Annotated in this window: 11 protein-coding genes; 2 read left to right on the top strand and 9 right to left on the bottom strand. The window is 42.5% G+C overall.

Annotated elements, in window-relative coordinates; genetic code table 11:
- The first annotated feature begins 184 nt into the window (after positions 1 to 184).
- Positions 185 to 1504 carry a xylose isomerase gene (xylA, locus tag E0D70_RS00775; protein ID WP_133010355.1) on the top strand — a complete coding sequence of 440 codons (1320 nt, stop codon included), beginning with the start codon at positions 185 to 187 and terminating at the stop codon, positions 1502 to 1504.
- 239 nt (positions 1505 to 1743) lie between these two features.
- Here xylA and E0D70_RS00765 read toward each other — a convergent pair whose 3' ends face one another.
- The 6 genes from E0D70_RS00765 to E0D70_RS00740 form a co-directional block, all read right to left on the bottom strand.
- Positions 1744 to 2946 carry a XylR family transcriptional regulator gene (locus E0D70_RS00765; RefSeq protein WP_133010354.1) on the bottom strand — a complete coding sequence of 401 codons (1203 nt, stop codon included), beginning with the start codon at positions 2944 to 2946 and terminating at the stop codon, positions 1744 to 1746.
- 188 nt (positions 2947 to 3134) lie between these two features.
- Complete coding sequence (gene xylB / locus E0D70_RS00760) at positions 3135 to 4601, bottom strand: xylulokinase (RefSeq protein WP_133010353.1); 1467 nt, start codon at positions 4599 to 4601, stop codon at positions 3135 to 3137.
- A 71-nt stretch (positions 4602 to 4672) separates the two neighbouring features.
- A complete protein-coding gene (locus E0D70_RS00755) occupies positions 4673 to 5803 on the bottom strand; it encodes a sugar ABC transporter permease (protein ID WP_133010352.1) in 1131 nt (376 codons plus the stop codon).
- Positions 5804 to 5816: 13 nt separating this feature from the next.
- On the bottom strand, positions 5817 to 7343 hold the full coding sequence (locus E0D70_RS00750; protein WP_133010351.1) for a xylose ABC transporter ATP-binding protein: 1527 nt from the start codon (positions 7341 to 7343) through the stop codon (positions 5817 to 5819).
- 56 nt (positions 7344 to 7399) lie between these two features.
- Positions 7400 to 8395, bottom strand: a complete 996-nt coding sequence (gene xylF / locus E0D70_RS00745) for a D-xylose ABC transporter substrate-binding protein (protein WP_133010350.1) — start codon at positions 8393 to 8395, stop codon at positions 7400 to 7402.
- A gap of 239 nt (positions 8396 to 8634) precedes the next feature.
- A complete protein-coding gene (locus E0D70_RS00740; RefSeq protein WP_133010349.1) occupies positions 8635 to 9261 on the bottom strand; it encodes a glutathione S-transferase in 627 nt (208 codons plus the stop codon).
- A gap of 199 nt (positions 9262 to 9460) precedes the next feature.
- Here E0D70_RS00740 and E0D70_RS00735 point away from each other — a divergent pair, with 199 nt between their 5' ends.
- The gene (locus E0D70_RS00735) at positions 9461 to 10063 is read left to right on the top strand and encodes a TetR/AcrR family transcriptional regulator (protein ID WP_133010348.1); all 603 of its coding nucleotides are present in this window, start codon (positions 9461 to 9463) and stop codon (positions 10061 to 10063) included.
- A gap of 175 nt (positions 10064 to 10238) precedes the next feature.
- On the opposite strand, the gene E0D70_RS00730 is transcribed toward E0D70_RS00735, so the two are convergent.
- The 3 genes from E0D70_RS00730 to E0D70_RS00720 form a co-directional block, all read right to left on the bottom strand.
- Positions 10239 to 11273 carry an NADP-dependent oxidoreductase gene (locus tag E0D70_RS00730; RefSeq protein WP_133010347.1) on the bottom strand — a complete coding sequence of 345 codons (1035 nt, stop codon included), beginning with the start codon at positions 11271 to 11273 and terminating at the stop codon, positions 10239 to 10241.
- A 12-nt stretch (positions 11274 to 11285) separates the two neighbouring features.
- Positions 11286 to 12443 (bottom strand): iron-containing alcohol dehydrogenase, encoded by a 1158-nt coding sequence (locus E0D70_RS00725; protein ID WP_133010346.1) that lies wholly within the window; start codon positions 12441 to 12443, stop codon positions 11286 to 11288.
- A gap of 560 nt (positions 12444 to 13003) precedes the next feature.
- Positions 13004 to 14353: an NAD(P)/FAD-dependent oxidoreductase gene (locus E0D70_RS00720; protein WP_133010345.1), complete on the bottom strand. Its 1350-nt coding sequence runs from the start codon at positions 14351 to 14353 to the stop codon at positions 13004 to 13006.
- Positions 14354 to 14452 lie beyond the last annotated feature (99 nt).

Genomic DNA, 14452 nt, shown 5'->3' with positions numbered 1-14452 from the left:
ATCCATCAGGACCGCGCTGTTTTTTTTCATAAGTACCGCTTTCAGAATCCACCTAAAAATACTCTTCACTTTATCTCTATATGGAAAATCAATAACTGAACGAAGAAATTTCGTAATTGCTGGTGTAACTAAAAACATCAAAGATAAGGACATCATTAAAACAATAAGATGTTAGGAGTTAACTATGAACCAGTTTTTTAAAAATGTTCCATTCGTAAAGTATGAAGGCAGTCACTCTACTAATCCTTTTGCTTTTAAACATTACGATGCCAATAAAGTGCTCATGGGTAAAACCATGGCCGAACATCTACGTATGGCTGCCTGCTACTGGCACAACTTCTGCTGGCAGGGTAGTGACGTTTTTGGTGGTAATACCTTTGACCGAGTATGGCACCGACCTATGGATGAAATGGCAGCTGCAAAAATGAAAACGGACGCTGCTTTTGAGTTCTTCACTAAGCTTGGCATCTCTTATTATAGTTTTCATGACGTTGACGTTAGCCCCGAAGGCAACACCATAAAAGAGTACATCCGTAACTTCTCTGAAATGGTCGATGTATTAGAAGCAAAGCAAGAAGAGACAGGGATGAAACTACTGTGGGGCACTGCAAACGCTTTTTCCAATGCTCGTTATATGTCTGGCGCAGCATCAAACCCTAACCCAGAAGTCTTCGCTTACGCTGCAACACAAGTATTTCACGCAATGAATGCAACCAAGAGACTAAAAGGTGAAAACTATGTGCTCTGGGGCGGTCGTGAAGGTTATGAAACTCTGCTTAATACGGACCTAAAACGTGAACGTGCACAACTTGGTCGTTTCATGCAAATGGTAGTCGAACATAAATACAAAATAGGTTTCGAAGGCACTCTCTTAATTGAACCTAAACCAGCCGAACCTACTAAACACCAATACGACTATGACACCGCTACGGTCTATGGTTTCTTAAAAGAGTTTGGCTTAGAGAATGAAATCAAAGTCAATATCGAGGCTAATCACGCGACCTTAGCAGGTCATAGCTTTCATCATGAAATCGCCACAGCTTGTTCATTAGGTATTTTAGGCTCTGTTGACGCCAACCAAGGCGATGCCCAATTAGGCTGGGATACGGACCAGTTCCCAAGCAGCGTCGAAGAATACACGTTAGTCACTTACGAGATTCTAAAATCAGGTGGTTTTAAAACAGGTGGCTATATGTTTGACACCAAACTTCGTCGTCAATCTACCGATCTTGAAGACATGTTCCATGCCCACATCGGTGCCATGGACACACTTGCATTATCATTAGAACGTGCGGTAAAAATGATTGAAGACGACCAACTAGCTATGCTGATTGAGCAACGTTATGCTCAATGGAATCAACCTCTTGGACAAGATATCTTAACTGGAAAACACTCATTACAAGACTTGGCACAATATGCCGCCAACAACGACATCAACCCACAACCCGTCTCTGGACGACAAGAGCTATTAGAAAACATGGTTAATGGGTATATTTATCGTTAATTAAAACAACGAAATACTTTCTAAATAAGTAACCATCATTCTGTCTTTAAACTTAAAGAAGTCACTATGATTTATATATTGAAAATCATAGTGACTCTATTTTCCAGTAAAAAACTATAACGGCCTTTTCCAAATTGGTGTAGCAGTCAGTGACTCTCCAGTAGGTCCATTTAAAACCGAACCAGAAGCAATCCAAGGAGGCTAACAAAATTATAAAGTATTCACTCTTAAAAAAATTCTTATGACTGACTAATGCCGTCTATACTAGATTTGCCTAAACGAGACGATATACGATATTCCCTAGGAGTCATACCAAGATTCTTACGCATAACGGTATACATATACTGGACTGATGGGTAGCCGCAGGTTCTTGATATTTCATCAAATGGTAAATCGGTTGAGGTGACTAATTCACAAGCCCGATAAAATTTTGTCATATGAAGTTGTTCGTGCATAGAGCAGCCAATCTCTTCCACAAATCGTGTTTCTAAGTTAGTGCGTGACAAGCCCACATAATCCACCACTTGAGCAACCTTCACTCCACGGCATGCGTTATGGCGAATAAAATGCATGGCTTGAATCACGTACGGATCATTCAACGCCCGATAATCAGAAGATTGTCTAGCCGTCACACCAACGGGATCCACCACCACTAGTGATTCATCCACCGCATACCCAAGCAACATACGATGCAGCATTTTAGCCGCTGCATAGCCCATCGCTTTACTACCCTGCTCTACTGATGAAAGTGCTGTTCGATTGAGATAACGCGCCATACTTTCATTATCAATTCCAATAATCGCAACCTCTTCAGGCACCATGATATTGAGGTGATCGCACGCTTGTAATAAGTGCCTTGCTCGCGAATCGGTTACTGCCACAATCCCAATCGGTTTGGGTAGGTTATCTAACCAATTTTCTAAATTGTTCTGAGCCGTTTCCCATAATTCAGCGCTGGTACATAAACCAAGGTTTACATTGGGGTAATATCCATCTGAGCTAACTTGCTCAATAAAAGCGCGCTCTCTTTCAATCGCCCAACGACTGTAACGTGTACTTGGAACACCGTAGAAAGCAAATTCAGTGAAGCCTTTTTGTTTGAGATGATCATAGGCAAGCTTAACTAATGCCGCATTATCGGTCGCGACATACGGTAAACGGGGATAGTCTTTTTTTTGTTGGTATGAACCACCAACTGCTACGGTAGGAATGGTGGAATCCTTGAGTAAAGCTTCCACATCTGGGTTATCAAAGTCAGCAATGATACCGTCGCCTTTCCAGTGTGTTAAACCGTCAACTCGAGAGCGGAAATCATCTTCAAAATATACATCCCAATCACATTGAGCGGCTTGTAAATACTCACCAATTCCTTCTACTACCTGACGGTCGTAAATTTTATTAGCATTAAAGACGAGATTAAGCCGATAGCGTTTTTCAAACATACACATTCATCTCTTATTATTATTGATAGCCGTGATAGATATTTATCATACACTTGTATTTTATTGAGATTATGCGAGATCGAAAAAAAAGAAAGATATCTGTGAAAATTCGTAAAATAGAAATGATCATTAACTAATGATTGGGCGTTTAGGCAATGACCTAATACCATCACGCCCCATGGACATAATTACAAACCTTGTACGCGTTCATACAAGGACTGAAATTGCTGACGCTTCTCTTGATAATAATCAGCGTCATTGAAATTTGGTTCAAATCGAGTGATTATCTTGGGTTTAAAACAGATTTCTTCTAACCGAGTTTGAGAGTTCACTGCGATAGCAGCAAGACGTGCGGCACCCAATGAGGGACCCACTTCACCACCCTCTCGATAATCCATCGTCACCCCAAATATATTGGCTAACAATTGCAACCAGTATTCACTGCGAGCACCGCCGCCGATTACATCAATACTGCTGCTAATCTGTTGCACCGATTTTACCGCATCAAGTCCATCCAACAAGGCAAATGAAACACCCTCTAATACCGCTGAAACTAAATCGACTGATTGAGTATCGTGAGACAAACCATAAAAGACACCTTTTGCATTAGGATCATTATGGGGCGTTCTTTCACCACTCAGATAAGGTAAGAATTGCACGCTACTATAATGACTAATCCGCTTGCCTTTTTGATATTGATTTTCCACTGCCTGAAAAGCGGCTGCTACACTACTAAATCCGGTCAGTCGCACCACCCAATCCACACAACTAGCGGCACTTAAAATCACCGACATAGTATGCCAAGTATTGGGCAGCGCATGCCCAAAACTGTGTAACGCAACTTCTGGGTTTGCGGTAAAACCATCGCTGACAGAAAAAATCACCCCAGAGGTACCCAGTGACAACATAGTTTGTTCTTTATGAATCACCCCCATGCCAACCGCACCTGCCGCGTTGTCACCGCCGCCTGCGGCCACGGGAACACAAGGCATAGACCAACGCTGTGCTACCTCGGCACTTAAAACACCGCTAACTTCACAGCCTTCGTAGACCTTCGGCATCTGCTCTGTGGTCAACCCCGTCGCCTGTAACATGCGCTCACTCCAAGCCCGCTCCTCCATATCAAGCCATAGGGTGCCTGACGCATCCGAAACATCGGTTGCAAATTCATTTGTCATACGCAACCTGAGAAAATCTTTAGGTAATAAAACCTTCGCAATTTGGTTGTATATCTCAGGTTCGTACTCTTTTATCCACAATAGTTTCGGTGCCGTAAAACCAGGCATCACCAAATTTCCAGTTATTGCCTGTACTTCAGGACACTGTCTTTGTAATTGCTGGCAAGCCTCAAATGAACGTCCATCATTCCACAATATAGCAGGCCTTAAGACGCGGTTTTTAGCATCTAATAAGGTCGCTCCATGCATTTGTCCAGATAAACCAATCGACTTAACGTCGCGCAAATCGTGTTCGGCGCCAAGCGCAAGCATGGCTTTATCTGTAGCTTGCCACCAGTTCTCAGGATCTTGTTCAGACCAAAGTGGATACGGCCTAGATACAGACAAAGGGGATGTTTGGCTAGCCATCACTTTTCCGTCTTCGGTCATTAGAATAACTTTTACACCTGATGTGCCGAGATCAATACCTAAATACATACGACTTCCTTTTTATTAAGCCTAGACTGTCCGCGCTGAATGCAACGCTCCCCGTGAGATGAATACTCGTATTACTGGGATTTTTTTGTTTTTACATCCAGCCAGACTGCCAATAGCAAAATGGCTCCTTTTACAATCAGCTGCCAAAACGTCGGCACATCTAACATACTCATACCGTTATCTAGACTCGACATGATCAAGGCCCCCATAATGGCACCAAACACAGTTCCTACGCCCCCAGCCAAACTGGTACCACCAATAACACAAGCAGCAATGGCATCCAGTTCTGCCATATTACCGGCGGCTGGCGATCCAGCACCCAAGCGTGATGTTAAAATCAACGCGGCCACCGCCACCATCATGCCGTTAAAACCAAACACAAACATTTTGTTCAGCTCTACGTTGACACCTGACATTCTTGTGGCTTCAATATTTCCGCCAATGGCGTACACCCGACGCCCAAAAGCCGTTCGCTTAGCTACGTAAGTCGCGATCAGAATCAACACACCCATGATTAAGATAGGAGTAGGAATACCTCGATATCCTTCCAATAACGCTAATAAAACCAATAAAACGACCACGGATATAAAGGCTTTCAGATATTCAAACTTAGGAGATTGATTGACCACTTCGTGCTTTTTTTGAGCTTGGTGACGACGAAAGACCTTGGCTATCAAGCCGAGGCATAACAACAAAACAATGCTAATGCCCCATCCAGAAGGTACGTAACTTTGACCAATAACCCCCATTGAACTGGACGTTGGTGCGACCGTAACACCATCCGTTAGTCCAACTAAAATGCCACGAAAAGCCAACATCCCGGCTAAGGTGACTATAAACGAAGGGACTTTTTGATAAGCCACCCACCAGCCGTTAAACAAACCAAGGACCAAACCAGCTCCTATGGTAATCAAGATCGTTAACATAATAGGAAAGTGAAACCAAACATCTAAAATAGCGGCAATACCACCTAATAGCCCCATCATAGAACCAACAGATAAATCAATTTCAGCGCTAATAATGACAAACACCATACCAATGGCTAATACGCCAACGATGGCCGTTTGGCGAAATAAATTAGAGACATTACGTGGTGAAATAAACGCGCCATCTGTCGCAAAAGAAAAGAACACAACGATAAGAAACATCGCCGTTAACATCGCCAAAAGTTGGAGTTGACTGGTTTTTATTATTTTAAACATGTTGAATATTCCTCTAAGCAAGTACGGCTTCTTTAATGGCACAATTCATAATTTTTTCCTGAGTCAGCCCTTCATAGCCAAACTCCCCTTTAAGCCGACCTTCGTGCATAACTAACACTCGATCACTAATACCGATTACTTCAGGAAGCTCTGATGACACCATAATGATAGAGACACCTTCCTTAACAAGCGCAAACATCAGTTTGTAGATTTCATACTTAGCCCCCACATCGATACCTCGAGTCGGTTCATCTAAGATAAGTATTTTTGGTTTAGTTAACAGGCATCGCGCAATAATGGCTTTTTGTTGATTCCCTCCACTGAGGTTCTTTATCGCTAAATCAGAGGTTGCTGTTTTGACTTTTAGCCGAGCTATCGAATCATTGATGTCATGAGATTCTTTGGCTTCATCAATCGCACCCAACCCCGTACTGTAATTATCAAGAATAGATAAAGTGATGTTTCGCCCTACTCCCATGATAGGGACAATGCCATGACGCTTACGGTCTTCTGGCACCATGGCGATACCTGCTTTTAATGCTGCGCGCTGCGAACGAATCGAATGACTGCGCCCTTCCAGCTCAATGCTGACTTGATATTGACCGTCGTAGCATCCAAACAGGCACTGCATTAATTCAGTTCTACCTGAGCCAATTAAACCAGCAATACCAAGAATTTCGCCTTTATGTAGAGAAAAACTCACGTCATCAACTTGAGGGCGAGAAGCACCAGCTTGAATCGCACTGGCATGATTCACTTGCAAAATCACATCACCAATATCGTGCGGCTCTCTAGGAAAGAGTTCATCTAATTGGCGACCAACCATCATGCTAATAATGTCATTTTGAGTCAGATCAACAGCGGCTTTGGTCGCTATGTGGTCTCCATCACGAATCACTGCTACCCAATCAGATAAGGCAAGTACCTCGTCTAACTTATGAGAAATATAGACACAAGCAATACCTTGTTGCTTCAACCCCTCTACAATACGAAGTAAAATTTCAATCTCGTTATTGGTCAAAGACGATGTAGGCTCATCCAGTATCAGCAGCTTAACGTCTTTATTTAGTGCCTTCGCTATCTCTACCAATTGCTGCTGCCCAACACCCAGTTCTCGAATCAAGGTATCTGGGGATATATTGAGCTTTACTTGTGCCAATAGCTCCTGTGTTCGACGATGCATTCGTTCATCATCAAGACTGGCAAAAGAGCCTAATTCATTACCCAAAAAAATATTCTCCATCACAGAAAGCTCTTTAACGAGCGCCAATTCCTGATGAATAATCACAATACCTAATGCTTCCGTATCTCGAATACCATTAGCCTTAACTTGCTTTCCTTGGAAGTAAATTTCTCCCTCATAAGTGCCGTATGGCCAAACCCCACTTAGCACCTTCATCAAGGTTGATTTGCCCGAACCATTCTCACCACAAAGCGACAACACCTCCCCATCACGGAGCGTTATGCTGACGCCATTTAACGCACGCACACCGGAAAAACTTTTCACGATATCACGCATATCTAATAGGGGTTGCTTCATATATACACCTCTATGAAAAGCAAAAGCGCCCATACGAGCGCTATATCATGAATAATTTAAGGGTTATAAACGTCTTTATGAGAATGGAAGCCATCAGCGATAACCGTGCTGTCTATATTGTTTTTAGAAACGGCAATGGGTGTTAGTAATACTGCTGGTACGTCTTTTTTGCCGTTATTGACTGAGCCATTTGTCGTGATTTTTTCGCCACGAGCTAACTTCACAGCAAGCTCAGCACTGGTTGTTGCCAGCTTAGAGATAGGTTTATAAACCGTCATGGTTTGAGTCCCTGCAACAATACGACGTATCGCAGCAAGATCGGCATCTTGGCCAGAAATAACCACTTTACCGGCCAATCCTTGGGCATTAAGCGCCTGAATGGCCCCGCCGGCAGTAGAGTCATTAGACGCTACGACAGCATCAATTTTATTATTATTAGCAGTTAAGGCATTTTCCATCATATTGAGAGCGGCTTCGGCAGACCACCCCGTTGCCCACTGGTCACCAACCACCTTAATATCACCACGATCGATTGCTGGTTTCAGAACTTTCATTTGTCCTTCTCGAAACATCTTTGCATTGTTGTCTGTTGGTGCACCGCCCAATAAAAAGTAGTTACCTTTAGGGACTCGTTTTAATAAGGCTTCCGCTTGCATTTCACCTACACGGACATTATCGAACGACACATAAAGATCAATGTCTGCAAACTTAATCAAGCGGTCATACGCTAATACCTTGATGCCTGCGTCTTTAGCTTCGGTTAGCACATTACCTAATACTTCACCATTTTCCGGAACGATAACCAAGACATCCACTCCACGAGAAATCATGTTCTCAATTTGAGAAATCTGAGTAGTGGCATCTCCATTCGCAGATTGGGTATAGACTTTTGCCCCTAATGCTTCTGCGGCGTGAGTAAATAGGTCGCGGTCTTTTTGCCAACGTTCAAGGCGTAAATCAGACATCAATAAGCCAATTTTTTCACCAGACGCCATAACAGGACCAGCTGAAAAAATAGCCGCAAGCAATCCAATCGATATAAGTTTTTTCATTTTTCATTCCTTTTATTTTTATTAAATGAATAGCCTCCAAAAGGAGTCTACTGAATGTAAATAAATGAGAGAGACAGTGACATTATCTTTTTTTGTTTACCTTTAGCGTTTTTTATAAAAACAAAAAAGGCCGTTTCTCAATCTGGAGAAACGGCCTAGCATTTATTATTTCAAAGATAGCCATAAGGCCAATTTAATCTATACCTGCCTCAGCATACTTAAAACTAGTCAGTCTAGAACTAGTCAGCCAAGCGATAGGGGCCACCTTTTTTAAGGGCTGCTTGATAAGCTGGACGAGCCTGAAGGCGTTTTACCCAAGCAACTATGTGTGGGCGTTGTTCGCACAAACCAAAAGAGACGGCAAGCTCTCCAACGAAGCTCATTTGAACATCTGCTGCACTGAATTGATCATCTACCAAGTAGCTTTTCCCTTGTAACGACGCTTCAATAAAATCTAAATGATTATTCAGTTCACTATTAATTCGCGGCTCTAACGGTAAGCCACCATCGCCAAGTGGACCAACGTAGATTTTCAATAGAAGTGGAAGCATTGCCGAGCCTTCAGCATAGTGAAGCCACTGCACATATTCCTCATACTCTTGGCTTTCTAAAATAGGATTCAGTTGGTTGGTTGAATATTTTCGGACAAGATAATCAATAATCGCACCAGATTCATGAATGATCATTCCCTTGTCTTCAATCACTGGCGATTTGCCTAATGGATGAACATGAAAAAGTTCTGGCGGCGCTAGGTTAGTAACAGAATCACGCTCATAATGTTTGATACTGTATTCAAGACCTAACTCTTCCAGTAGCCAGAGGATACGTTGTGAGCGCGAGTTGTTTAAATGGTGAACGATGATCATACGTTTAACTCCGATGTTTTAACAAGGTGAGAAGAAGCAAAAATAGTTAGACTAATGGCCTGTTAAAGTAGGCTAATCGCGCGATGAAATCAATCATATACGACTGGTCTAATTATTCATTTCATTAACGTGACTTACGCTTTCAATCAAATTAAATAGGTTTATAGACAACTGGTCTATTCCGGCATAAAATTTACAGATGAAACCAAAAGTAAAAACGAACGACATGCGTAACCACATCCTCGAAACCGCACAAGAAATCATCAGCGGCAAAGGTTTTAGTGCCGTCGGATTAAATGAAATTCTAAAGGCATCCGGTGTTCCTAAAGGGTCTTTTTATCATTATTTCGGCTCCAAAGAGATCTTTGGCGAAGAGCTGCTCAAGAATTACTTCTCGATTTATTACCTTTCTCTAGAGGAGCAATTATCTCAGCCAAATCTGTCTGGTGCTGAGCGCTTAATGGGTTACTGGGAAGCCTGGCTAGAAACACAATCGTCCTGTGACCCGAAAGGAAAATGCTTAGCCGTCAAACTGGCTGCCGAGGTTAGTGATTTATCTGAACCTATGCGTACCGTTTTACAACAATCAACTAATCAAGTCATTGAACGGCTTGCTCAAGCTATTGAAGATGGCATTGCTGACGGATCGCTAGCGGCTCATTTGAAGGCTAAAACACTGGCTATGACGCTCTATCAACTGTGGTTGGGAGCCAGTTTACTCGCAAAAATCACACGAGACCGTAATCCGCTAGAATCTGCGCTAGACGCAACACGGGGATTACTGGGGCTGCCGCCAAGTTAACAGACATTGTTTTATTAAAATTGTTTTATTGAAAAAGCCAATTTGATTCGTCATCAAATTGGCTTTTTTATGTTTCACCCTTTGCTCTATCTATTTTAAGAGCGGGCTATAAACGTCATCAAAATGCTCACACCGCTAGAGGCTAGAACTATCTGAATTCGTCTATTGTTTTATATCAATGATGGCCGACGCGAATCACTCGTTTACCGAAGTTTTCACCTTTAAGAAGGCCAACAAAGGCTTCTGGCGCATTCTCTAAACCATCAATCATTTCTTCTTTGTAGCTAATTTTATTACCTTCAACCCAAACACTCATCTCTTTAGCAAAATCAGGATAAAGGTGTCCAAAATCATCAAAGATAATAAAACCTTGCACCTTGATTTTCTTACGCAAGATTTGCCCCATCAACCAGTTCATGCGATCTGGCCCTTCTGGCAATTCTGTTGCATTGTATTGCGACACTAACCCACAAACAGGCACGCGGGCATTCGAGTTCAATAGAGGCATTACCGCATCAAGAACCTTGCCACCAACGCTTTCGAAGTACACATCGATTCCTTCTGGACACGCGTTAGCAAGCTGCTCCTGAAAGTTATCCGCCTTATGGTTAAGGCAGGCATCAAAGCCTAGCTCTTCAACGGCATACGTGCATTTTTCATCCCCACCAGCGATACCAACAACGCGACAGCCTAATAGTTTACCAATTTGGCCAACCGTAGCGCCGACTGGTCCCGTCGCAGCAGCAACAGCAATTGTCTCACCTGGTTTTGGGGCACCAATCTGTATTAGACCAGCCCAAGCAGTAAAGCCTGGCATACCTAAAATACCGAGTGCCCAAGATGGATGTTCAGGTGATTCGCCAAGATTTGTTACGCCAGTACCATCTGACAAAGCGTAGTCCTGCCAGCCATTGTAGCTAAGCACCCAGTCTCCTGGTGCAAAACCTTCAACATTAGAAGTAACCACCTGAGCGACCGTACCACCGACCATTGCATCACCAATTTCTACTGGTGCGGCATAGGATGGAGCATCGCTCATACGGCCTCGCATATAAGGATCAAGCGATAGATACTCAGTGCGTAACAGCATCTGATTATCAGCGGCGGTAGGAATCGCTTCTTCAACAAGCTTCAACGTATCTTTAGTTGGCTCACCTTTAGGGCGTTGTGCCAATACCAATTTACGATTTACTGTATCAGTTTGTTTCATATTAACTTTCTCCTATAACGCAGCGTTTAGTATGCGACGAGCATCTTCTGGGGTAATCGCATCGTGCTCACCCAGTGTTGTCATGCCATGCTCTTTTAAAGCGTTAACAATATGATCAATTTCAGATGCTCCAATGGCGTAATCACTCAAATGCGTTTTAATGCCCATTTGCTCAAAGAAACGACGAGTTGAATCAATCACCGCATCAATTCGAGCATCCTCAGAGCCATCACGAATGTTCCAAACATTGGCCGCATATTGCAGTAATTTTTCACGTTTTCTATCACGCTGGTCATTCATCAACGATGGCAATACAATCGCTAACGTACGAGCATGGTCGGTATCATTAAGCGCTGTAATTTCATGCCCAATCATGTGACTTGCCCAATCTTGAGGAACACCTGCACCAATTAAACCATTAAGAGCCAGCGTAGCCGTCCACATTAGGTTCGAGCGGATATCGTAATCTTTAGGAGTTTCAAGCGCCTTAGGTCCAAGCTCTATTAACGTGCGCAATAAAGTCTCGGCAAAACCATCTTGAACATACGCAGCAGATGGATAAGTCAAATACTGCTCCATAGTATGAACAAAAGCATCTACGACACCATTAGCGACTTGGCGAGGCGGTAAAGTATAAGTAATCTCTGGATCTAATACTGAGAAAACAGGGAAACAATGCGAGCTATTAAACGGTAGCTTTGCTTCTTTCTCAGGGTTAGTAATGACACCACCAGAATTCATTTCAGAACCCGTAGCAGGTAGCGTAAGCACTGAACCAAATGGCATAGCTTCCTTAATGACCGAGCCGTATGATGTCAGGATTTCCCAAGCATCACCTTCGTATTTTGTTGCTGCCGCGATAAATTTAGTCGCGTCGATTACTGACCCACCACCAACAGCAAGCAAAAAGTCCACGTTGTTTTCATTGATCATATCAACGGCTTTCAATGCAGTGGCATAACGTGGGTTTGGTTCAATTCCGCCAAACTCAACCAATGTACGTCCAGCAAGTGCTTCACGAATTTGTCCTAAAACACCACTACGTTCAGCGCTGCCTCCGCCAAATAGGATCATTACTTTAGCATCACTAGGTATCTGATCATTCAGGTCAGCAATGCGACCTTTACCAAATAGAATTCGTGTTGGATTTTGAAAATTGAAATTTTTCATGTATCAGTATCCTTTGGTTTCAATATGAAAGCGGATCGTTATATTTCCGCCTACGGCACTAGAATAGAGGAGTGTAATAAAAACAGATTAACGCACTGCATCACCTTGGACTATATCTCGCTGAATAAGCAAAACGTAACCGTCGATTATATGGCTAAAGTAACGTCAAAAAATGACGCCTGCCTCCCCTCTTCTGTCTCATTGGTTATAATAGTAAAGCAACAATAGACCGGTCGTCTATAGTTGAAGGGCGCTTATTTAACGGTACTTTTCGGACAGTAAATACTTCGTCATTTTGAATCCTTTTTACGACTAATAAGAGCTAAAAATGATGAATATTAATGATTTTATAAACAGAAAATCGACATTGATCCACACAAAGCAGTACGTCACAAAAACAAAAAGGCTTAATCACTCAATCGTAGTTCACCGATTAAGCAATTAAGCCTTTATAAAAACGTACTGTTAACATTAACCTGTTTCAAGATCACATTAAATAAGCGAGTAACATCACAATCGCTAAATTCATTAAGGAGAGCAATACTCTAATAATTTCTGTCTTAAAGCTCTTTACCTGCCATCCATTCTTTCCAACGCATTGTCGCATTAGCACCAATTGTCAAAAATGGTTCTGGCGGTAATTTCTTTGGCTCTTCATGTATTAAATATTGTTCTAACATAGGAGAGGTACCTAAAACAGCTAACTCTGCTGCCATCATGCCAGATAAGGTGCCTTTCACTGTACCTAAACCGTTTTGACAACAAGCAGACCATACTCTCTTATCAACTTCTCCAAATGCGGGTGCAGAGTTCCAGCTTAAACAGAGACGTCCTCCCCACCGATGCTCCATTTGAACCTCTTTTAAAAACGGAAACCGTCTTAAGAAAGATTTATCTTGAAGCTTTGCGGCATGGTACATGTTGTAAGAATTCGCTTCTCTAGACTGATTTAACGTCGCATGATTACGAATAATTAAACGGTGCCCACATCCATTTACATCTGATATTTTTCGTATCGTTGTTCCCATCGGGTCTGCTGGAAGAAGCCCCCAATCATTCATCCCCTTCAAGGATTTAAGCTCTTTACTGTTAAGTGCTCTCGTCATAGAGGCATAAGTAAAAACTTGTAACAATTGGCCTGGGAAATACCCAAAAGAACTAACGTGTCCATTGACCGCTAAAATAATACGCTTTGTACGCACGTTACCTTTGGGTGTTTTAACAAGATGTACATCACCCAGACTAAGCTCTGTTACTGGTGAATTTTCATAAATAGACACTTTATTTCTTAGACCATCAGCCACAGACCTAAGAAAAGCAGCTGGCTGTATCATGACCGTACCTGGGGTATATATTCCGCCGGTATAAAACTGACTACCTGTAATTTCTTCTAAGTCGTAAGCGTTTTCTATCTGATAACTTTCGTTAATTGCATCTAGATGTTTTGCATATTTATTTATATGGCTCATACCTTTCTCTGTACAAGCTGCGGTCCATTTTCCACAAGGATCAAACGTGCTTTTAGGCATGCCAAATTCATTTGCCATCTCGCCCGCAAACTCAATTGCCCTACGATTAAGACGGATTTGTCGCAAGTCATTATCTAAAGAGCCAGCATAAGTTTCAGAAGTTAATTCATGTGGTAGATCAATCATAAAGCCACTATTTCTCCCCCCTGGACCACTCGCTACTTGTTTGGCTTCTAAAACAACAATTCGCTCATTGTTCGTTAACTGTAGCAACCTTCTCGCTGCCGCCATACCTGCAAAACCACCTCCGATAATCACCCAATCGGCATCGATGTTCTGCTCTAATGTTGGATGCCCGTTGGCTGGCTGTAATAGCATATTCCACCCCGCAGGACCTGGGTCCTTAGGGAGACTTCTTACCTTTATGGTTTTATCGCGCATACGTTACCTCTACGACTATATTTAGATAATCGAAAAGGAGCCCTTAATGAAAGGGCTCTTAATTTACAAAGGATGACTACAGAAAAATGATTAAATCCG

It is taken from the genome of Marinomonas flavescens, from assembly GCF_004352835.1.
Classification (GTDB): domain Bacteria; phylum Pseudomonadota; class Gammaproteobacteria; order Pseudomonadales; family Marinomonadaceae; genus Marinomonas; species Marinomonas flavescens.
Note: the sequence above shows the minus strand (reverse complement) of the source record. Positions and strands in the feature narration are given on the sequence as shown.

Bases quoted from the DNA above. Each gene is read 5' to 3' on its own strand.
- xylA (WP_133010355.1), top strand. From the start codon at position 185: ATGAACCAGTTTTTTAAAAATGTTCCATTCGTAAAGTATGAAGGCAGT.
- E0D70_RS00765 (WP_133010354.1), bottom strand. From the start codon at position 2,946: ATGTTTGAAAAACGCTATCGGCTTAATCTCGTCTTTAATGCTAATAAA.
- xylB (WP_133010353.1), bottom strand. From the start codon at position 4,601: ATGTATTTAGGTATTGATCTCGGCACATCAGGTGTAAAAGTTATTCTA.
- E0D70_RS00755 (WP_133010352.1), bottom strand. From the start codon at position 5,803: ATGTTTAAAATAATAAAAACCAGTCAACTCCAACTTTTGGCGATGTTA.
- E0D70_RS00750 (WP_133010351.1), bottom strand. From the start codon at position 7,343: ATGAAGCAACCCCTATTAGATATGCGTGATATCGTGAAAAGTTTTTCC.
- xylF (WP_133010350.1), bottom strand. From the start codon at position 8,395: ATGAAAAAACTTATATCGATTGGATTGCTTGCGGCTATTTTTTCAGCT.
- E0D70_RS00740 (WP_133010349.1), bottom strand. From the start codon at position 9,261: ATGATCATCGTTCACCATTTAAACAACTCGCGCTCACAACGTATCCTC.
- E0D70_RS00735 (WP_133010348.1), top strand. From the start codon at position 9,461: ATGAAACCAAAAGTAAAAACGAACGACATGCGTAACCACATCCTCGAA.
- E0D70_RS00730 (WP_133010347.1), bottom strand. From the start codon at position 11,273: ATGAAACAAACTGATACAGTAAATCGTAAATTGGTATTGGCACAACGC.
- E0D70_RS00725 (WP_133010346.1), bottom strand. From the start codon at position 12,443: ATGAAAAATTTCAATTTTCAAAATCCAACACGAATTCTATTTGGTAAA.
- E0D70_RS00720 (WP_133010345.1), bottom strand. From the start codon at position 14,353: ATGCGCGATAAAACCATAAAGGTAAGAAGTCTCCCTAAGGACCCAGGT.